Source organism: Psychrosphaera sp. B3R10 (genome assembly GCF_018861025.1).
GTDB classification, from domain to species: Bacteria; Pseudomonadota; Gammaproteobacteria; order Enterobacterales; family Alteromonadaceae; genus Psychrosphaera; species Psychrosphaera algicola.
This window is the reverse complement of record NZ_JAHKQH010000014.1, coordinates 1-21,202: the sequence shown is the minus strand read 5'-3', so window position 1 is coordinate 21,202 and position 21,202 is coordinate 1. Positions and strand designations below refer to the sequence as shown.

Here is a 21,202-nt window from a genome sequence, read left to right as displayed (position 1 = left end):
GCTCTTTTGAAGTGGCCTCTTTTTTAATATCACACATGAAAAAACATTAACCATCAGGTTAAATTAACGCGTTCGACACTAGAGTTAAGACTCTATACTCTAATCATAAGTTCTTAACCCTCCTCAGGTTTAGATCTTACCCTGTTGATTGTAGTTCGCCATATTTGGTAACTAATTTTAAGGCTACTCTTTTGAAGTGGCCTCTTTTTTAATTTTACACATGAAAAAATATAAACCATTAGATTAAATTAATGCGTTCGACACTAGAGTTAAGACTCTATACTCTAATCACAAGTTCTTAACCCTCCTCAGGTTTAGATCTTACCCTGTTGATTGTAGTTCGCCATATTTCGTAACTAATTTTAAGGCCACTCTTTTGAAGTGGCCTCTTTTTTTGCCTTCCCTGCTTACTTATTCCCTTATTTCATGTTGCCCGCGGGCGCTATTCGTTAATTCCAAAGCATCTACCAATTAAAATAAAGATAAAATTGTCGAAAATATCGTTGTTTTGTTATTTATTTACACTTTTGTAGAAATATTTCAAAATACCGCTTTACAATTAGAGTAAAGAGTCTATACTCTAATACATAAGTTCATGCCTCCTCGGGTTTGTTCTTACCCTGTTGATTGTAGTTAACCTTATTTGGTAACTAATTTTAAGGCTCCTTTTTTAGGGAGCCTATTTTTTTGCCTAAAATTCACAAAATCAAAGATCCTATATCCTCACTCTCAGCAATTCCCTTTGCTACTAATCACAACTCTCTCATTAAGATTGTCTGGCAGTGCATCCCTCTTTTGGACATATACATAACTTAAATTAATTTAACACTCACCAAACTGGTGCAAATATCACGTCCGATGATTACCTATAATATATTTTCCTTTAAATTCAAACACCTAAAGTTTGGCCTAGGCCTTGCTATCTTATAACTAAAGTATACTTGAAAATTATTTAAGGACGTCCTATGTCTATTCAAACCCCAATTCGTGGTTTGCGCTCGTTCTGTATTGCAGCCCGATGTTTAAGTTTTAAACATGCAGCAAAGCAATTGCACATAACACCTTCAGCGGTCAGTCATCAAATCCGATTGTTAGAAGAGCAGTTGTCTAAACAGCTTTTTAAACGACAAACTCGAGCAATTGAATTGACTCGTGATGGTATAAATTTTTATCAAGCTATTGCACCTGTTATAGAGCAGCTTGAAAGTACAATTGAAAAATTTAGTGAAGAAACAGAAAACTCGGTAATTAGTATTTCATTACCCGAATTTTTTGCGAACGAACTATTTGTTCCAAAATTAAGTCATTGGTCAGATCAAAATCCAAATATTAATTTGCAACTTGAAACGGTAAAGTCTCGTTCTGAAAACAAAAAAGAAACGGACCTATCCATAGTACTTGCGGCATCAAAACCAACAGACGCACTTACATATGAGCTATTTCCCGTAAGTTATATGCCTGCATGTAGCCCAGCGCTTTACCAAAAATTAAAACCATTAGGCAAACAAGCGTTATACGAAGCGCCACTAATATTACATCAATCTCGCCCTTGGTCGTGGCATCAATGGGCCAGTGAAAACGACGTTGATGATTTCGATCCTAAACGAATTGTCCAAGTTGACAGTATGTTTTCAGTAGCACGCGCAGCTCAACAGGGTCTAGGCATAGCATTAGTACCGTTACCGATTAGCCAAAGTTGGTTTGATGAAGGGGTCATTATGCCTCTTTTTGAAAAGCAACTTCATACTCGAGACCGCTATTACTTAATCCAACATGATTGGCATGCGTCAAGAGATGAGCTCGATGTATTTGTTCAATGGATGCTAACGTCTTTTGCAAAATAAGTAGAAAAGACAACAAACATAATCATTGCCAACCGAATATGCGGCCTGGCAATGATTATATGTTATTCCTCCCACCTCCCACTTAAACTAGACTCAAAACTGATCCAAAGCTCATTTCAAAGACGCATATCAACACCTTCCTCAAACAGTAAATTCAAATAGACCAACCGCTTTATCGCTGGAAAAAGGCTCAAATGTCTTTATGTTTGATAAACACGACTTTGGAACTGTATTTTTAATATAGACATATCGCTATACGCCCACTAGACTATAGTTTACGTCCACCAACCTGTTTTATAATGGATAAAAAGAACTCAACCGTTTCCGAATTAATGTCACAAGCGCTGCATAACAGTAAAGACATTGTTGCGCTATCGGATAGTAAAAATAGATACATCTATTGCAACGCAGCTTTTGCTGGCTTTGTTGATGCGCCAATTGAAGATATAATCGGACAAACTTTTTCTACTATAGTACGTAGTTGTTTTACTAGAGAAAGAGGGATACTAATCGAAACCGACAATATCGATGAATGGTTAGCGGCGGCAGAATCCAAGCAAAGGTCAGATAACTTTAGAACGTTTGAAGTTGATTTGTATGATGGCCGATGGATTAAGGTGTCTGAATTTATTGTTGAGGACTGTCTTTTTTTACATGGGACCGACATAACTTCGAACAAATCGCTGCAATTTGAGTTAGAACATACCCAGGAACAGCTCCGTATGGCTGCTTCGACAGATTTTCTAACCGGTATTTACAATCGTCGGCAATTCAGCGAATTGGCTGAGACTGAAATAGACAGAAGTACAAGGTACGGTACACCACTGACACTGTTAATTTTTGACCTAGATTTGTTCAAAGAAATAAACGACAAGTACGGCCATGCAGCTGGTGATGAAGTACTAAAAGAATTTGTTGAAAGGATCAAAACGTGTTTACGCCCCTATGATGTATTTGCCAGAATAGGCGGGGAAGAGTTTGCCTTGTTGTTACCAAACACCGACGCTACCAACGCAAAAGGGGTTGCCAATCGTTGTTTGAAAGTAATCAACGGGCAAGTTCTGAGCTGTAACGGGCACAATATAAATTTAACGACCTCTATCGGGGTTTCTAAAACAATTCATGAAACGAGTACTTTAGATTCATTGTTGGTGAGTGCTGACCAAAACCTATATAAGGCAAAAAAAATGGGCCGAAATCAAGTAGTGGCGCCTTAACAAGTGGACAATATGTTAGACAAAAAAGCCCTCATAGAGGCGATTAATACAGAAATGCCTTTTGGTAAATATGCGGGTCGAAAGCTGATCCATCTACCTGAACCCTATTTAGTTTGGTTTCATAAACAAGGCTTCCCAAACTCTAATTTAGGGAAACAACTTGCCCTATTGTATGAAATTAAACTGAATGGACTAGAAGGCATGTTAAAACCCCTAATTAGAGGATAATTGTTGAAGTACATTAAAATATGACTGATTTTTCCGTTGCATCAGGGGCCCTTTAATCATATTAAAATGAATGATAAAAAGCGGAAACTGTATTGCCGAGTAAAATAAACTCAGTCAAATATCCCGTAATCTTTAAAGTAATCACGCCATGTTCACCTGTCCATATCTTTTACAACATTGATATTATACCCATTTGAAAAAAATCTATGACATTGATGCATATACAGTTTCCATCTATGGAACATTCTTTGCTCTGTTAACTTAAATTGATAAAACTAGCCAAATGGTTCGTTTTTATAAAGGTGGATCTAAAGATGAAAATTAATAAAATTGGTCACTTGTTTAGAATTTTTGCACTTGTATCTGGACTGGGTTTTATGCACAACGCCTATGCTGGCTTAATAATACCGGATAGTGCAACTGTCGAATCTGGTACTGCTTGGAATACCGGTGGTGGTGTTGGGCAGCTTGTTGATGGCTATACAACGGCAGGTTCACGCTGGTTTGGCTTTCGTCCCCTATCTGGAAATCAAGATGACAGAGTACGCTTAACACTAGATGACAACTACGACCTTAGCTCAGTAAGTATCTGGAATAATGGTGGTGGTATTGATGGTGATAGTGAAGGTCTTAAAGATTTTCAACTCACCTTCTTGGATGAAAACCTATTTAGTCTCAATAGCTATTCTGGCAGTTTGTTAGACTTACAAAGCATTCAAACGCAGGCAATAAGTGCGACAAATGTTTCCTTTATAGACCTTACGTTTAAAACGAGTCATGGTGCAAACTACGCTATAATAGCAGAAATTCAATTTGAAGGCGTTACCACAGCCGACGTACCAGAACCTTCCACACTGGCGATTTTTGCATTAGGCTTGATAGGATTAACGTCACGTAAACTAAGAAAGTCACAATAAAAACTTACTTGCACTGGAAAGCATCAATATGAAAGATTGATGTTTTCCAGTTTAAATTTATAAATTAGTTAAGCAAAATTTAGGTATTTTGTTGCGTTAACCAAACCGACAAAATTTTATCGAACACAAAAACTGCGGTTAGTTAAGAACTCTTTCACTTCCATTCATGCAGCAAACGAAGCGCTCTGTATCTACAAATTCTACAAACAAAAATTTAACAACCTATAATTTTCAGACTAAATTTAGCGATTCCAACTCTTTATTGAGTTTTTCCATTCGGCGCTTGATCCCACTTTGTTTAAGCGCTTTGGTACGTTTATCAATACGCTCCGCCGTTTTTAGCCAGTCGAATATCTGTTTTCTTGAGACACCAAATTCGTCTGATACATCGCCAATTAATCTGTTCTCATAACGAACTGCGCTCATTATCTTAATTCGGATCTCTTCATTAAATAGACTCATTTCATCCACCTATTCCTATTGGACACAGTGAAATAATGGAATAAACGTACCAAAAATTAACCCATTGAATTCAATACAAAAACAACTTCAACATTGTCAAATACTAAGTTACATTCACCAATATTGAACACGCCCTGCACTGAAACTGACTTTACTCCAACAGATGTCCTAGCCTTTTTAGTGCGAGTGCGCTGCCGAGCTTGGCAGCTCGTTCGTAATATTCAAATGCTTTATCAATGTCTTGTATACAACCCCAGCCATTTTCCAAACACTTGCCGTAAAAGTACAACCCGTACGTATCATCCTGAATCGCCGCTTGTTTATACCAATGTGCAGAGCTTGTAAGATCCTGAGGTAGCCAAGTGGATTCGATATAATAATGACCTAATAGAACCTGTGACGTTGGATCGCCCCCGTGAGCAGCATCGCTTAGCAAATCTAGGCCTGAAGGGAAGTCACCGTTTTTAAAATAATACTGGGCCAGCATTCTTTTTGCCGGGAGAAAGTTTAAATTCGATGCCTGCGTTAGCCAATAGACTTGTTCATTAAGTCGCAACTGCTTTGTTTTCTTATCAAGTAGCGCCGTATCGTCGGTTCTGTAGGCTAAAGCAAAATTCATCGCGGCGGGCGTCAAAGCCAGATCAGAATTGGTCGTCATCAACTCCCAATATTGACTCGAAATAGGTAAATCTAAATATTCCATAAACGACGGCGCTGAATAAAACTTATACGCTTTATAACTGGTATTTTTACAGGTGTTCGCTGGGAACAACTCTCTGTGATAGATCGCTTCAAGCTCTGTGATGCTAAATTCTTCAGTCGCTACGACTAAGTTTTTCCCTAACGTTTTGTGATTATACGTTTGGCATAATAAAACTTGCTGAGACGGGTGGATTTGATATTCGTCATATAGTTGTAGCCAATGGGCAATTTCATGTCTTAATACTGCTACGTTATCTTGACTGTCGATAAACATGAGACCACCACGTGTATTAGCGTCCCCTTTATCAACAACGACTAATAAGTGGCTGGAGAAGCGCTTAGCGTTATCCTTAGTGGACAACGTCTTATACACTAATGACAATTTTGGTAAATCACAATCAATTCGCCCAACTTCATCTTCTTCACAAAAGCTCGATATTGAATGAGCGACATACACATTTGGAAAACAAACAGATTGGCGCGCCCTATTCTCTTGCTGATATTCCGCGAGCAATTCTTGGGTCGAAGCCAACAGTGACTTATTTGCAACTAGCACGTCAGCGGAAATCTCACATTGAGAAACCGTATTGTATCTACGCCCATTATCAATATTGCTCAATATTGGTACTGATACATCAACTTTAGAATTAAGTAAGTCATTGTCGGTAGAAAGGGCAAATTCGGTTTGAACCTGCATTTGATTAACCTGTTTCAATTTAACTGCTGTTAGTTTTGGCCAGTCAGCGAGATGTTGTTTGTAATATTTGTCAGCTTGTTGCCAATTTTTTTCCAATATATGCAATTTCAGCAGTTCGAATCGAGCATCTATGCTGCCCAATACACTTGCATGATTTAGCCAAAGTAGTGACTCAGAGATATTATTTTGTTTGTGGGCGAGTTCGAACAACTGAAATGCAGCGCGAGCTACGCCAAAATTTGCAGCTCGTTTTAAATACTGAATGTCACGATTGTTTTGAAATACCGTGTAGTTTGCCTGAGGGTGTCCAAATTCAGCGGCAACATACGGATACGATTGAGATTCATCAAAATGGGACCAGACTATAACTGGAGTAAAAATGATCCCATCACTTTTTGATAAAAAAAGGTAAGTAACAAACACCAAACATTTTAATAACGGTTGCATGATTGTTACTTAATTCACTAATTTTTTACAGGTAACTGATTTGCTGGATTGTATCGTTGCTTAGCTTTTTCATACAGTTTAGCCAATTCAAGTTTTGCGTATTTGTGCTCAACAAATTCAAATACGTTGGTAGATAACGCAAGTCGAAAATAGTTTTTTGCGGTTTCTTCATCACCTTGCTGTAATTTGAGTTTCGCCAAATAGAAATAGCCTTCGCATAGGCGATCAACCAGTTCTCGAGGGCTTTGCAGTGATCTGCTCATATTTTCAATAAATTGCTTTTCGTCGATGTCACCAAGGAAAAGGTCGATCAATTGATAAGACCACTTATTTTTATCAATCATTGAGGCGTTATAAATAAGTCTCAAACGTGCATCTTCAGGATTGATTTCATATTCTGCGAGATACAACCACATAGCTCGGTAAGGGTCATTTGGCTGACGCATTAAAAAGGTTTCTAGGTCATCAACTGCCAGTTCATTTTTACCAAAGTAATATAAAGCGATACCTCGGTTTAAATAGACATAACTATGTTCTGGTTCAATTTCGAGAACATTATCGAAAATCTCAAATGCTTGAGAGAACTGACCAATTAATGTCATGTGAATACCAATAAAATTATAGGCATCGGCAAACGCAGGTTTGTACTCAAGAGCACGACGGAAATCGAGTTGAGCTAATGTTCTAAGGCCCATACTGTCAAAAATAACCCCACGGTCATATAACAGCTGGGCCATCTTGTCGTTGTCTAACTTAACGTGGTTAATTAGCTGCGACAATTTTGCAACAGCAAGTTCGCTTTGATAGTCAATTTCGAGAGGTTCGGTAATGACCGCATTATTGACAAAATGAGGTCGAGAATTTTGTTCAACCGACTTGGTGGCACAACCACTTAATAAACTCGCTGAAATAACAACTAGCGAAAACAATAGCTTCATACTGACTCCTAGATTAGTAGGCGTATTAATAACATAAATTTGAACCGATGATAAACAGCGTTTTACATTGCAGTGCGCTAAATACAAAAAAGAGAGCCGAAGCTCTCTTTTTTCTAAGATAAAAGCGTTGCTATATATTATTCAGCTGCTTCAGTCTTTTCGCCCGCTTCTTTCATGCTCAAACGAACACGACCTTGACGGTCAATTTCGAGAACTTTAACGGCAACTTCTTGGCCTTCTGATAATACGTCAGATACATTTTCAACACGATCTTGAGAGATTTGTGAAATGTGGACCAATCCATCTTTACCAGGTAGAACGTTAACAAACGCACCGAAGTCTACGATACGTGCAACTTTACCTTGATAAACACGGCCAACTTCTAGGTCAGTCGTTAGTTGCTTAACACGGTCGATAGCGGCTTGAGCGCTTACGCCGTCTGTTGCAGCAATTCTAACGGTTCCATCGTCGTCGATTTCAATTGTTGTACCCGTTTCTTCAGTAAGCGCACGGATAGTTGCACCACCTTTACCGATAACATCAGCGATTTTCTTAACTGGAACTTTAACAGTGTAGATACGAGGCGCAAACTCAGACATCTCTTCACGGTGTCCGCCGATTGCTTCGTCCATAACACCTAGAATATGGATACGTGCTGCTTTAGCTTGAACTAACGCTTTATCCATGATCTCACGAGTAATCCCTTCGATCTTGATGTCCATTTGTAGTGCTGTAATACCTTCAGTAGTACCAGCAACTTTAAAGTCCATGTCACCTAAGTGATCTTCATCACCAAGGATGTCAGACAATACAACAAAGTTGTTATCGTCTTTAACTAGACCCATCGCGATACCAGCAACAGACGCCTTAATTGGAACACCAGCATCCATAAGTGCTAAAGAAGAACCACATACAGAAGCCATTGAAGACGAGCCGTTAGATTCTGTAATTTCCGACACTAGACGAACTGTGTATGGGAATTCTGCTTGTGAAGGCATTACCGCTAAAACACCACGTTTCGCAAGACGGCCATGGCCAATTTCGCGACGCTTAGGAGAACCGATGAAACCAGTCTCACCAACACAATATGGAGGGAAGTTATAATGAAGCATGAACGGGTCACGTTTTTCGCCAAGTAACGAATCAATGATTTGTGAATCACGTTCAGTACCTAAAGTACACGTAACGATAGCTTGAGTTTCACCACGAGTGAACAAAGAAGAACCGTGTGTACGCGGTAAGATGCCAGTTTTAACATCTAGTGCACGGATCATATCTGGTTCACGACCGTCGATACGTTTTTCACCAGCTAAAATACGTGAACGAACAACGTCTTTCTCTAAGTCATGTACAAGTTCAGACACTTCTTTTTCGTTAACGCCTTCTTCACCAGCTTCTTCAACTAGTGTCGCAATTGTTGCTTTTTTCACTTCGCCAACGGCAGCGTAACGCTCCATTTTGTCAGCGATAGCGTATGCAGCTGTAATACCTTCAGATGCTAGTGCAGCAACTTTTTCTTTTAATTCTGTGTTTTCTGCTGGAGCAGACCAATCCCACGCAGGATTGCCAACTTCTGCAGCAAATTCGTTGATTGCAGAAACAACCACTTGCATTTGTTCATGACCATAAACAACTGCACCAAGCATGACTTCTTCAGATAAAACAGCTGCTTCAGATTCAACCATAAGTACTGCATTTTCAGTACCAGCAACAACTAAATCTAAGTCACTTACTTTTAGTTCAGTTTGAGAAGGGTTTAAAACATACTGGCCATCAATTACACCAACACGTGCAGCACCGATAGGGCCATTAAATGGGATACCAGAAATTGAGATTGCTGCAGACGCACCGATTAATGCAACGATGTCCGGGGCAATTTCAGGATTAACAGACATTACAGTACAAATGACTTGTACTTCATTTTTGAATGAAGCTGGGAACAATGGACGTAATGGACGGTCAATTAGGCGAGCAATTAACGTTTCTTCTTCTGCAGGACGACCTTCACGTTTGAAGAACCCACCAGGGATTTTACCGCCAGCATAAGCTTTTTCTTGATAGTTAATTGTTAGTGGGAAAAAGTCTTGTCCAGGACTAGCTTCTTTTTTACCAACAACTGAAATAAGTACAGCCGTATCACCGATGCTTGCCATAACAGCAGCACTTGCTTGACGTGCAATAACGCCCGTCTCAAGAGTGACCTCGTGTTGACCATACTGGAATTTCTTAATAATTGGAGTCACGTTTTTTTCCTTTCATTTTCATTTTTATTCAGCGTTTATCTTAGGGCGTCTTTATGACCACGATGTTGCACTATTACAAAAAAGTGTATCCCCATACTGAATCATGTTTTCATTTAAATTCGCGCATATTATACGCCCGTATTTTAAGCTTGTCAGTAAATGAAATTAAATAATCTGTCTGAGCTTTTAACCCAAAATAACCGCAACAAAAATTGCTAATCAAACGAATTCATTATAGTTTTATAGTGCTGGGCGTTTTTCTAGATAGGGCATAAAAATGACTAAACGAATATTTATTTTGGGTGTTTCATCACTTGTTGCGATTTCGGCATATGCCGCGCAAGTTGAAACATCAAAATTAAAGCAATTGGCTGACATAAAAATCACCGCGTACAACCATCAATTGCGCACTACACTGCAGTCAACTATCGACTTAGGAACATTAAAACGCAGCGTCAAAGGGTGTGAGTCAATTGCTCAAAATATGCTAGTTCAAAATGGCACCGGTGGTTGGGACTTGGAACGAACCAGTTTAAAGTTCCGTAATCCAGACAATAAACCGGACGCTTGGGAAGCCAATCAATTAAAGCAATTTCAAAAAGCATATGACAACGGCAAACCTATATCTCAGCTAAGTGTTGAACGCCTAACCAGCGTTGGACCAAAAAAAGTTGTTTATAAATATATGAAAGCTATTGAAGCAGAACCCGTATGTCTAAATTGCCATGGCAGTAATATGTTAGATACGGTAAATGAAAATTTAGCACTCAATTATCCGAATGACAAAGCGATAGGCTATAAAGCCGGAGATTTAATGGGCGCCTTTGTACTTAAAAAAGTCGTCAGCTCTAGATAATTTTATTTAGAAAAATAACCAACCCGAAATTAAATTCGGGTTGAATACCTATCTATTTTCCTACATTAGAAGATTTCAGTTAGTGCGATACCAAAACCAATCTTTTGTTGCTTGTGATTGTAATCAATCAAGCTTTCACCATAGCCGCTAAAATATTGAACTAAACCGATCATCCGGCCAAAGATTGGTTTCGTGAAGTTTATTTCAATAGCGCCATTCCCTGTTCGCCAATTTTTACGGATCATTACAGCAATTTTACGCGTGTCAGAAAACGCATAAGCCGCGTCAATCGTATAGTGCCCCATGTAATCTTCAATATCAGGGTTATCATCACCAATGGGCGATAAAGGCTCTTCTTTGTCCCCTTCCGGCAACCTGTACCAAGGTCTAAATGCAACAAAATGGTCGCCACGTTCATATAAAATACCAAATTTTATTCGGTTCCAACTTCGAGACAACAGTTGAGACTGACCGTTAGACTGATGTTCAATACCTAATTCAAATCCCATATTCCCACCAAATGGCTTAAATGGCAGTGGCGCTTGATAAAATATTTCTGGTTGATAGTTCGTTTCTCTAAAAGGTCTTGAAAGTTTTTCTGAATACAATTGCCACCAAGCTTGAATTGTCATACCAAAATAAAGCGAATCCCCAGGGACAAAAATATCAGAGGTAAATAATGGAACTTTTAAGCTGATTTGGTATTTAGCTTCATAGTTTTTCATATGATCTATATTAGTTCCGACTTCACTATAGGCTTCGGAATTAAAATTGTCTGAATAACTGACTGGCATTATGTAGCTATGTCTATGAGGTGTAATTACAAACGGGTTAAACTCTGTCGCTTTTTCATTAATGATCCGCATTGCGTATCGGCCTGGGTTGTATACCTCTGCCCACGCTTTTGAACGGCAATAACGTTTCAATAATTTGGGCTCGATATAAGTCAAACCTGTATTTTCTATCGTGTCGATACACAATTTGGTTTTTGCCAAAACCTCTTTATCTCGTTCGGTGTATGCATCCGGTAATATATCAACCGCAACTTCAGCGACGATAGTCTGTGACATAAATATCAAAACTGAGTAAAAAAATATTCTAAACATTGAGACCTTTAATTTATGAGTAATGCCAGCAGTAAGATTAGTTTATTCCTACTGAAAAGTAGAAACTTATAGGCAATCAATAAACTTATACCTAAAAAACAGATACAAAAAAAGGAGCATATATGCTCCTTTTCTAATCCAATGACTACTTCGCTTAGCGACGTAGGCCTAAACGTTGGATTAAGTCGTTGTAACGATCAAGCTTGCTACCTTTAAGGTAATCAAGAAGCTTACGACGTTGACTTACTTTACGTAAAAGTCCACGGCGTGAGTGATTGTCTTTTTTGTGCGCTTTAAAGTGGTCTTGTAACTTGTTGATGTCAGCAGTTAACAATGCAACTTGAACTTCAACAGAACCAGAATCGTTTTCGCAAGTACCGAAATCCGCAAGGATTGCTGCTTTTTCTTCTACACTTAGTGACATAGTATTCTCCAAATTTTAATGATTGCCAGCCGATCACTAACTCAGCCAACAGGAACGCCCCCTATAAAGAGGAGGCGCGAATTCTACTTGTTTTAGATATAAGGTCAAGAAAAAGACCAACAAATAAGCATATTTATCGCCAACAAAACACTATTTAACTGTGACAGCTAACATTAAGTCCGCTAAATCGAGGAACCGTGCAACAAAACCGTCTTTAAATTGCATAGCGCTTTTATCCCCAGCAACAAATTGTTGCTCCAATTTATCTATCACCTTGTGTAGTTTTTTTTGGTGCATGCCAAAGTGTTTTTGCAAAGGATCTGTAACAAATCCTGTATATGAAGCGATAACCCCAAGTGCCACTGCAACTCCACCAGTACTCAACGCAATCATAGTTTTGGACGCACTTGCAGTGAATACCGAATAATAAAGTCCCCCTAGGGTATTACCTAAAACAAAACTAGAAACAGCCACATTATGAGCAATACCGGCTGCCAAAACACTGCCCAACCCCATCGCGCCAAAGTTAACCGATTTATTTGCTGCGTAACCAGCGGCTAGAGCAACAAAAGCCGATGACAACTCTGCCGCGGCTTTTCTACTGTCGACATAAACTAATAACTTTTCAGCTAAGGCTCTTTGCCCTGATTCGTTACCAACAAGATCAGCGAGTTGCATTAAACTTTGGTCAAAAAGAGCATTAAGCTTATCGTCCTCTAAGATCATTGCTAACATTCGGTTTTCAGTAAATTTACGAGGACCTTGTTCGTATGGTAATTCCAAAAGTTGAGTTTGAACGCGCCAAGCAACTTCTTGTTCTACATCCGTTTTAATACCCGCCGGCAATTTAACTAAACGGTCACCGAGCCTATTGTTAGAAACTCTTTTGAGAATGCGACCGGTGCCTGAAAGTAAAAAATGGGGTGGTGTCCATAAAATATTCAGTGGCGTTTTTAACATATCCAAACCAAAAGCCTTTTTATTGAGTTCAAAAGCCGGTTTGATCGAAAAATTATTTTCAACAAATTGGTCGACAAGTTCGTGGCGCGATGAAAAATAACGTGACAGTCCTCTTTCAACAACGTCACTAACTAATTTGTTATTTTCGGCAGTTCTTACGTCCAATCTTAAAACCTATTGTATTTTGAATGACCCCATAATAAGAACTTCAAATACACCAATGCAATACAAAGTTTGTAACAAAATGGTACTTTTAGACATCCACTTAGTGTCCAAACATAAACGCCAGAGGCACATGTAGTCGAGACTGCCAAGAACGTTCTGTGTGGTCATGGCCGTCAAACAACAAGCTTTGCCATTGTTCTTTAGGGTATTGACGGGTTGTGAAAAGAGCGTCTATTTGTTGTTGATACTTGGGATATTTTACATCCAAGGTTTGATTTCCGTAATCAAAATACAATTTGTGGTCTTTTAGCTTAGATAGGTTTGAAGCAATATAGTTATAGAACTGTTTAAACGCGACGCCATTATCACTTTTTAATCCAACCCAATGCGTCGACATACAAATAGCCCCTGCAAATTCGTCAGGGTATTGCATCAATCCGTACCAAGAGATCAAAGCTCCCATACTCGAACCAGCTAAATATCTATGTTTACCGCCGCGATTAACCGAAAATGTTGACTCAACATAAGGTATGACTTTGGTGACTAGAAATGCAAGGTACTCATCTGACGTAACGATAAAGGGCTTATTCTCAGGTAACGGTAGTCCCTTTATTAGCTCTGTTTTTTGCAGATTGTTCATCTGATTTAATGGTACTTTAGGAAAATATTCCACTGCTCGTTGCAGTCCACCATTAGGTATTCCAACAACAATAAATGGCCTAACACGATGTTCAGCAATCAACTTACTAACCACTTCGTCTACTTGCCACTCTTGGTTATTCCAAGTCGTAGTCGCATCAAATAACATATCGCCATCGTGCATATATAACACATCGTACGTTTTGTTAATGTCGTAGCCATCAGGGAGCCAAACATTGATAGTCCTTGGTGCGATTGCATCAAATGACATCACCTTATCTTGAATTAAAGTCCCACTACTGACGGTCATGGGTTTAGCGAATAAGCAACTGCTTAACAACAAAAGCATTAACGCTGAAAACCAAATAAATGAATTACGTTCCATAGTTTTTACTTATCCTTACTCAAACTTAAACGCGCCTGACAGCGGCATTAACAAACTTTACATTGTGAAGTTGCATAGTAATTTTTACGACACAACCACGTTTAAATCTACCGTAGATTAATATTTAAAACTATTGATTGGCCTACCGATATCATCAATAAAAGGCTGCTTTAACAGTGAATACGTATGTCTTGTATTAAATGCCGCGTATAAAAAAAGCCACCTAAGTGACTTTTTAACATTACATTTGAGTAAACCCAGAGGTAAAAACGAAATATTTGAATTTACTGAGGTGCAACAACTAGTCGTTTCACTTTAACGACACCAGACTTGATGCTAACTACGCCATGGAATACGTTTGTGTCTTTTTCAAATATTTTTGTTTCTGCAACATCAGGCATATCAACCGCAACAGTTTGACCATATCGCAAAACTTCGATCTGGCGAGCAGTTAACATTGTTTCTGGTAATCCAATTAAAGCAGTTTCAAGGGGTAATAAATGACTATCAAGCGCAGTTGTATCAACAACACCTTCCTCGTCCATATTGTCATCCTTTAGCGCTTGAATTTGATCAACCGTTAACATTTTATCAGCTGGATAATTTGCCACTTTAATCCGACGCAGAGCTTTAACGTGGGCGCCACAACCTAACAGCTGCCCTAAGTCGTCAATCAAGGTTCGAATATAAGTGCCTTTTGAACAATGAACTTCAAAATCAGCTTCATCGCCGTCAAAACGCAATAATTCGAACTTAAATATAGTAATTGGGCGAGCTTCGCGTTCAACCGTTATTCCCTGTCGAGCGAGCTTGTACAGAGGCTGACCATTGTGCTTAAGCGCAGAAAACATGGTTGGGACTTGCTTGATGTCACCAGTTAAGGTTGCTTTGTGCTCAAGAATTTGTGATTCAGTAATGTTCACGTCAAACGTTTCAACCACCTCGCCTTCCGCATCACTGGTATCAGTACGCTCGCCAAATTTTGCAGTAACGATGTAGGCTTTGTCTGATTCCAGAAGATACTGAGAATACTTAGTTGCTTCACCAAGACAAACAGGCAACATACCCGTTGCTAACGGATCTAACGCGCCTGTATGACCTGCTTTTTCCGCACCATAAATTGCACGAACTCTTTGTAAAATATGGTTAGAAGACGACCCTTGGCTTTTATCAACTAAAACGATGCCATTGACCGGCCGTCCTTTTTTACGTCTTGCCATTTAGTCCTCGACTTGACTATCAGCAGGATTATCGCCACTTTTTGCGCGAAGTGTTTGGTCTTTAGATATCGCTTCAGATACCTTTTTAGACATCTCAATACCCGTAACTAAGCTATCGTCATAGATAAACTTGATTTCAGGTACGATACGTAAACGCATACGCTTGCCGATTTCATTTCTGAAAAAGCCAGAAGCGTTATTTAAAACAACTTTGGTTTCTTCTATTTTTTCTTGGTTGTCGTCTTGACCTAACAAAGTAAAAAACACTTTTACATAAGCTAAGTCTCGAGTGACTTCAACAGATGAAACTGTTACCCAACCTACACGTGGATCTTTAAAATCACGTTGAAGGATCATTGCGATCTCTTGTTGCACTTGCTGTGCTACACGATCTGTTCTAGAAAAGTTTGTTTGCACTTTCCTCTCCAAATGGCTAAACCAAATAAATTAAAGACAAAAAAGGGGCATATAAGCCCCCTTTATAAACAACATTTGACGGGGATTACAGCGTACGCTGAATCTCTACAACTTCGAATACTTCGATTTGGTCGCCAACTTTAACGTCGTTATAGTTCTTAACACCGATACCACATTCCATGCCGTTGCGAACTTCAGCCACGTCGTCTTTAAAGCGACGTAATGATTCTAGCTCACCTTCGTAAATTACGACATTTTCACGTAATACGCGGATTGGGTTGTTACGTTTAACGTTACCTTCAGTAACCATACAACCAGCAATAGCGCCAATTTTTGGTGACTTAAATACGTCACGAACTTCAGCAAGACCAATTATCTCTTGTCTGAATTCCGGCGCCAACATGCCAGACATCGCTTGTTTAACTTCGTCAATCAAATCATAGATTACGCTGTAATAACGTAAGTCAATGTTCTCTTGTTCCATTAAGCGACGTGCAGTTGCATCAGCACGAACGTTAAAACCAACAACAATTGCGTTTGAAGCTTGTGCTAAAGATGCATCAGTTTCAGTAAGACCACCAACACCAGAACCAACAATGTTCACTTTAACTTCATCGGTAGACAATTTAGCAAGAGACTCGCTAATTGCTTGCAATGAACCTTGAACGTCGGTTTTAAGTACGATGTTAAGTTCAGAAACGTCGCCTTCTTCCATGTTAGCAAACATGTTTTCAAGCTTAGCTTTCTGTTGTCTAGCTAATTTCACTTCACGATGTTTACCGTGACGAGAGTTAGCAACTTCACGAGCTTTACGCTCATCTTTAACAACAGTCGCTTCATCACCGGCTTCAGGAACACCTGAAAGACCTAAAATTTCAACTGGGATAGACGGACCGGCAACATTAATTTCTTTACCGTTTTCATCTTTCATCGCTTTTACGCGGCCATATTCAAAGCCACATAATACAATGTCACCGCGTTTCAATTCACCTTCTTGAACAAGTACGGTAGCAACAGGGCCACGACCTTTATCAAGACGAGATTCGATTACAACACCGTGAGCAGCACCATGATCAACCGCAGTTAATTCTAATACTTCAGCGATTAAGCTAATTGCTTCAAGAAGCTCATCAACGCCTTCACCTGTTTTAGCCGAAACGTGGATAAACTGAGTATCACCGCCCCATGCTTCAGGGATAACGTCTAGTGCAGCAAGTTCGTTTTTAACACGATCTGGGTCCGCAGCTTCTTTATCGATTTTGTTTACCGCAATAATCAGTGGTACACCTGCCGCTTTAGCATGTTGTACCGCTTCTTTAGTTTGTGGCATAACACCATCATCTGCAGCTACTGCAATGATAACAATGTCCGTTGCCTTCGCACCACGAGCACGCATTGACGTAAATGCCGCGTGACCAGGAGTATCAAGGAACGTAATCATACCGTTTGGCGTATCAACGTGGTACGCACCAATGTGCTGAGTAATACCACCCGCTTCGCCGTCAGCAATATTTGCTTTACGGATATAATCTAGAAGAGACGTTTTACCGTGGTCAACGTGGCCCATTACAGTAACAACCGGAGCACGACTTGTTGCATCGCCTTCACCTGTATTACGGTCAGTTAATACGCTTTCTTCTAGTTCATTTTCTTTAACTAGAACGTATTTGTGGCCCATTTCTTCAACAACTAATGTTGCAGTTTCTTGGTCCAACACCTGGTTAATGGTAACCATTTCGCCCATTTTCATCATAGTCTTAACGACTTCAGCGCCTTTAGCCGACATACGTGAAGCAAGTTCTGCTACCGTAATGGTTTCACTAAGTTTAACAACTTGTTCAACCGGTGCTGCAGGTTTTTGGAAAGCATGCTGATTTTCAGACGCTTTCTTACGACGACGGCCAGTTAATTGCTGCGCGTCATCTTTACCACTGCGTTTAGATTTACGACGTGCTTTTTTCTCTTCGTTTTTATCTTGGTCATCTTCTGCAAGCTGAGCGTAAATAGATGAGTGAACGTGAAGATCTTCTTCAGATTCATGCTCTAACTTATATTTACGTTTCTCTTCTTCTTCTGCCCAAGTTTTTTCGTTCTTTTCAGCAAGTTTACGTGCTTCTTCAGTTAGCTTTTCAGCTTCTGCTTCTGCTTTTTTTATTGCTTCTTGTTCTAATGCTTCACGTATACGTTTCGCTTCTGCTGATTCGTTAGGATCAACTGGCTTAGCCGCTTTTGCCGCTTGAGCTTCCGCTTTACGTTTTGCTTCTAATTCACGCTTTGCTTTTGCTTCAGCATCTTTAAGCGCTTTATGTTCTGCGTCTTTAAGTGCTTTTTGTTCAGCTTCTACGCGTGCTTTTTCTGCTGCTTCAGCACGTGACTTCTCTTCCGCTTCTGCAATTGCCGCAAGTTCTGTTTCGCTGCGTTTAACAAACGTACGTTTCTTGCGAACTTCAACTGTTACGTCTTTAGCTTTTCCAGAGCCACTGTTTACACTCAACGTACTTTTTGTCTTACGTTGCAATGTCATTTTTTTAGGTTCAGCACCTTCGCCACCATGAGACTTGCTCAAGTGGTCAAGTAACCGTTTCTTTTCATCTTCGGTAATCATATCACCGGTATTTTTGCTGATGCCTGCATCTGCAAATTGCGTTACCAGCTTGTCAACCGGAGTTCCCACGTCTTGGGCTAGTTTTTCTAAACTAACATCTGTCATATTTAATTTAACCTCCGTTGAACCTTAAACTTCGTCACTGAACCATTGAATATTACGGGCAGCCATGATTAATTCACCGGCTTTTTCCTCGGTCAATTCTTCCACGTCTGCAAGGTCATCAACACCTTGTTCAGCAAGATCTTCAAGGTTACAAATACCTTTACTCGCTAATACATATGCTAAATGACGATCGACACCTTCAAGATTTAATAACTCTTCAGTGGGTTCTGCGTTTTCTAACGACTCTTCATTTGCTAAAGCCTGTGTCGTCAATGTTGCTTTAGCTCGACTTCGTAGTTCCTCTACAATGTCTTCATCTAATCCGTCAACTTCCAATAATTCAGAAACTGGCACATAAGCTACTTCTTCTAGTGAAGAAAATCCTTCTTCAACTAACATAGTGGCAAAATCTTCATCGATTTCTAACCCAGTCATAAATAACGTGACTGTTTTACTATTTTCAGCCTGATGTTTTTCAGCCATGTCGGCTTCTGACATCACGTTTAATTCCCAACCAGTTAATTGGCTAGCTAATCTAACGTTTTGACCGTTACGGCCAATAGCCATTGCTAAATTGTCAGCAGCAACTGCAATATCCATAGACTTGCTGTCTTCATCTACGATGATAGACGCTACTTCTGCTGGTGCCATCGCATTGATAACAAACTGCGCAGGATTGCCATCGTATAATACGATATCAACACGCTCACCATTTAATTCACCGGATACTGCTTGAACTCGAGCACCACGCATACCAACACACGCACCAACTGGGTCAATACGACGGTCATTTGACTTAACAGCGATTTTGGCTCTTGAACCAGGATCACGTGCTGCAGCGATAATGTCTAACATTTCTTCGCCGATTTCCGGAACTTCAATGCGGAATAATTCAATCAGCATTTCAGATTTAGTACGACTCACAAACAATTGTGGCCCACGAACTTCAGGTCTTACAGCATATAAATATGCTCTAACACGGTCGCCCGGACGGAATGTTTCACGTTGGATCATATCTTCGCGAAACAATACAGCTTCAGCATTGTTACCTAAATCAAGGATAACATTGTCACGATTCATTTTTTTAACGATACCAGTGATTAATTCACCAACTTGGCCAATATACGCTTCTGCGATTTGGCCACGTTCCGCTTCACGAACTTTTTGGACGATGACTTGCTTCGCCATTTGAGTCGTAATACGGTCAAATTTAATTGAATCGATTTGATCTTCTACGAAATCACCTAATTGTAACTCAGGTTCGTCGTATTGCGCAGCAGAAAGACTCATTTCTGCACTTGGGTTTTCCATTACATGGTCGTCAGGTACTACTAACCAACGACGATATGTGTCGTACTCACCAGTTTCTTGGTCGATATGTACTCGAACTTCGATATCTAACTCATATTTCTTTTTAGTTGCAGCCGCTAGAGCAAACTCCAGTGCCTCAAAGATTTTTTCACGAGGTACCGCTTTTTCGTTCGATACTGCTTCCGCTACTAGTAATAGTTCTTTTGCCATTATTACTTCGCTCCTTTAATTATCAGTCGAACTTCGCGACCAAGTTTGCTTTTGCGACATTATCAATAAATAGGGTAAATATTTGGTTATCGATTTCAATATTAAGCATATCTTCTTCAACGCTAACCAATTTGCCTTTAAAGTTACGACGCCCATCTTGTGGCACATTAAGTCGTACATTTACAGTTTCATCTACAACCAAAGCAAAATGCTCAATGGTAAATAAAGGTCTATCCATGCCCGGTGATGAAACTTCTAAGGCGTATTCAGTTGCAATAGGATCTTCAACATCCAAAATTGCGCCTACCTGATTTGATACATCTGCACAGTTATCAACTGTAATACCATTTTCATGGTCAATATAAATACGCAATGTTGAGTGATTACCCGCTCGAACGAATTCAACACCAAGTAAATCAAAACCCAGCGCAGTTACCGAAGATCTCATCATTTCAGTTAAACGTAATTCTAAACTAGTCAAATCTTTTTCCCATAACATAAGTACAAAAAAAGGGCCTAAAGCCCTGTTGCATATGCCCCAGTTACATAATGTGGGCATACAAAACATACTGTAAAAACTAAAATGCCTCGACATTGCGAGGCATCAGCTTCTGAACTCAATCATCTCGTAATAGTTTACTTAATGACCAAGTTACGAAATCAACCTAAGTTAATTTCAAAAACTTGCACTATCAGTGTTGAAAATTTTATTCAAAAATCCAAAACCCAGCGCTATGCATTCGAATTGGTTGCGGGAGCCGGATTTGAACCGACGACCTTCGGGTTATGAGCCCGACGAGCTACCAGGCTGCTCCATCCCGCGTCCGAATGCTTCTCAAAAGAGAAGGTGCCTACAATATTTTAATTCGACTGTAACGAATTTCCCAGAACCAATTAATTGGTTGCGGGAGCCACTCTCTATAAAAAAGAATGAACCGACGACCTTCGCGCTCTTCATATTAGCTGAGCCCGACGAGCTACCAGGCTGCTCCATCCCGCGTCCGAATGCTTCTCAAAAGAGAAGGTGCCTACAATATTTTAATTCGACTGTAACGAATTTCCCAGAACCAATTAATTGGTTGCGGGAGCCACTCTCTATAAATA

18 protein-coding genes and 2 tRNA genes are annotated in these 21,202 nt (G+C 39.7%); 5 read left to right on the top strand and 15 right to left on the bottom strand.

From position 1 onward, the window contains the following. Positions 1–971 precede the first annotated feature (971 nt). The 4 genes from KO525_RS04995 (at position 972) to KO525_RS04980 (ending at position 4,206) form a co-directional block, all read left to right on the top strand. Positions 972–1,844, top strand: coding sequence for a LysR family transcriptional regulator (locus tag KO525_RS04995; protein ID WP_215962732.1), 873 nt, complete (start codon positions 972–974; stop codon positions 1,842–1,844). A gap of 299 nt (positions 1,845–2,143) precedes the next feature. Then, positions 2,144–3,061: a sensor domain-containing diguanylate cyclase gene (locus tag KO525_RS04990; RefSeq protein WP_215962696.1), complete on the top strand. Its 918-nt coding sequence runs from the start codon at positions 2,144–2,146 to the stop codon at positions 3,059–3,061. Positions 3,062–3,073: 12 nt separating this feature from the next. Continuing rightward, positions 3,074–3,289, top strand: coding sequence for a DUF3820 family protein (locus KO525_RS04985; RefSeq protein WP_215962695.1), 216 nt, complete (start codon positions 3,074–3,076; stop codon positions 3,287–3,289). A 314-nt stretch (positions 3,290–3,603) separates the two neighbouring features. Continuing rightward, entirely contained in the window at positions 3,604–4,206 is a 603-nt protein-coding gene (locus KO525_RS04980; protein ID WP_215962694.1) for a PEP-CTERM sorting domain-containing protein, read from the top strand. 231 nt (positions 4,207–4,437) lie between these two features. On the opposite strand, the gene KO525_RS04975 is transcribed toward KO525_RS04980, so the two are convergent. The 4 genes from KO525_RS04975 to pnp all read right to left on the bottom strand — a co-directional run bounded on the left by KO525_RS04975 (position 4,438) and on the right by pnp (position 9,695). After that, positions 4,438–4,668, bottom strand: a complete 231-nt coding sequence (locus KO525_RS04975; RefSeq protein WP_215962693.1) for a hypothetical protein — start codon at positions 4,666–4,668, stop codon at positions 4,438–4,440. Between the two features lie 151 nt (positions 4,669–4,819). Continuing rightward, the gene (locus KO525_RS04970; protein ID WP_215962692.1) at positions 4,820–6,514 is read right to left on the bottom strand and encodes a tetratricopeptide repeat protein; all 1,695 of its coding nucleotides are present in this window, start codon (positions 6,512–6,514) and stop codon (positions 4,820–4,822) included. A 17-nt stretch (positions 6,515–6,531) separates the two neighbouring features. Beyond that, the gene (nlpI, locus tag KO525_RS04965; RefSeq protein ID WP_215962691.1) at positions 6,532–7,452 is read right to left on the bottom strand and encodes a lipoprotein NlpI; all 921 of its coding nucleotides are present in this window, start codon (positions 7,450–7,452) and stop codon (positions 6,532–6,534) included. A 137-nt stretch (positions 7,453–7,589) separates the two neighbouring features. Continuing rightward, positions 7,590–9,695: a polyribonucleotide nucleotidyltransferase gene (gene pnp, locus KO525_RS04960; RefSeq protein ID WP_215962690.1), complete on the bottom strand. Its 2,106-nt coding sequence runs from the start codon at positions 9,693–9,695 to the stop codon at positions 7,590–7,592. A 277-nt stretch (positions 9,696–9,972) separates the two neighbouring features. On the opposite strand from pnp, the gene KO525_RS04955 reads away from it, so the two are divergent. After that, on the top strand, positions 9,973–10,551 hold the full coding sequence (locus KO525_RS04955) for a DUF3365 domain-containing protein (RefSeq protein ID WP_215962689.1): 579 nt from the start codon (positions 9,973–9,975) through the stop codon (positions 10,549–10,551). A 65-nt stretch (positions 10,552–10,616) separates the two neighbouring features. On the opposite strand, the gene KO525_RS04950 is transcribed toward KO525_RS04955, so the two are convergent. The 11 genes from KO525_RS04950 to KO525_RS04900 form a co-directional block, all read right to left on the bottom strand. Next, positions 10,617–11,621 (bottom strand): phospholipase A, encoded by a 1,005-nt coding sequence (locus tag KO525_RS04950; RefSeq protein WP_215962688.1) that lies wholly within the window; start codon positions 11,619–11,621, stop codon positions 10,617–10,619. Between the two features lie 190 nt (positions 11,622–11,811). After that, positions 11,812–12,081, bottom strand: coding sequence for a 30S ribosomal protein S15 (rpsO, locus tag KO525_RS04945; RefSeq protein WP_215962687.1), 270 nt, complete (start codon positions 12,079–12,081; stop codon positions 11,812–11,814). 150 nt (positions 12,082–12,231) lie between these two features. Then, entirely contained in the window at positions 12,232–13,206 is a 975-nt protein-coding gene (locus KO525_RS04940; protein WP_215962686.1) for a DUF6635 family protein, read from the bottom strand. A gap of 100 nt (positions 13,207–13,306) precedes the next feature. Further along, positions 13,307–14,230 carry an alpha/beta hydrolase gene (locus KO525_RS04935; RefSeq protein WP_215962685.1) on the bottom strand — a complete coding sequence of 308 codons (924 nt, stop codon included), beginning with the start codon at positions 14,228–14,230 and terminating at the stop codon, positions 13,307–13,309. Positions 14,231–14,514: 284 nt separating this feature from the next. Continuing rightward, the gene (gene truB, locus KO525_RS04930; RefSeq protein ID WP_215962684.1) at positions 14,515–15,450 is read right to left on the bottom strand and encodes a tRNA pseudouridine(55) synthase TruB; all 936 of its coding nucleotides are present in this window, start codon (positions 15,448–15,450) and stop codon (positions 14,515–14,517) included. After that, the gene (rbfA, locus tag KO525_RS04925) at positions 15,451–15,867 is read right to left on the bottom strand and encodes a 30S ribosome-binding factor RbfA (RefSeq protein WP_215962683.1); all 417 of its coding nucleotides are present in this window, start codon (positions 15,865–15,867) and stop codon (positions 15,451–15,453) included. An 85-nt stretch (positions 15,868–15,952) separates the two neighbouring features. Next, entirely contained in the window at positions 15,953–18,577 is a 2,625-nt protein-coding gene (infB, locus tag KO525_RS04920; RefSeq protein ID WP_215962682.1) for a translation initiation factor IF-2, read from the bottom strand. A gap of 24 nt (positions 18,578–18,601) precedes the next feature. Beyond that, a complete protein-coding gene (nusA, locus tag KO525_RS04915) occupies positions 18,602–20,098 on the bottom strand; it encodes a transcription termination factor NusA (RefSeq protein WP_215962681.1) in 1,497 nt (498 codons plus the stop codon). Positions 20,099–20,120: 22 nt separating this feature from the next. Then, a complete protein-coding gene (rimP, locus tag KO525_RS04910; protein ID WP_215962680.1) occupies positions 20,121–20,579 on the bottom strand; it encodes a ribosome maturation factor RimP in 459 nt (152 codons plus the stop codon). A gap of 265 nt (positions 20,580–20,844) precedes the next feature. Continuing rightward, positions 20,845–20,921, bottom strand: a tRNA-Met gene (locus KO525_RS04905). Between the two features lie 76 nt (positions 20,922–20,997). Beyond that, a tRNA-OTHER gene (locus KO525_RS04900) sits at positions 20,998–21,098 on the bottom strand. Positions 21,099–21,202: the final 104 nt, after the last annotated feature.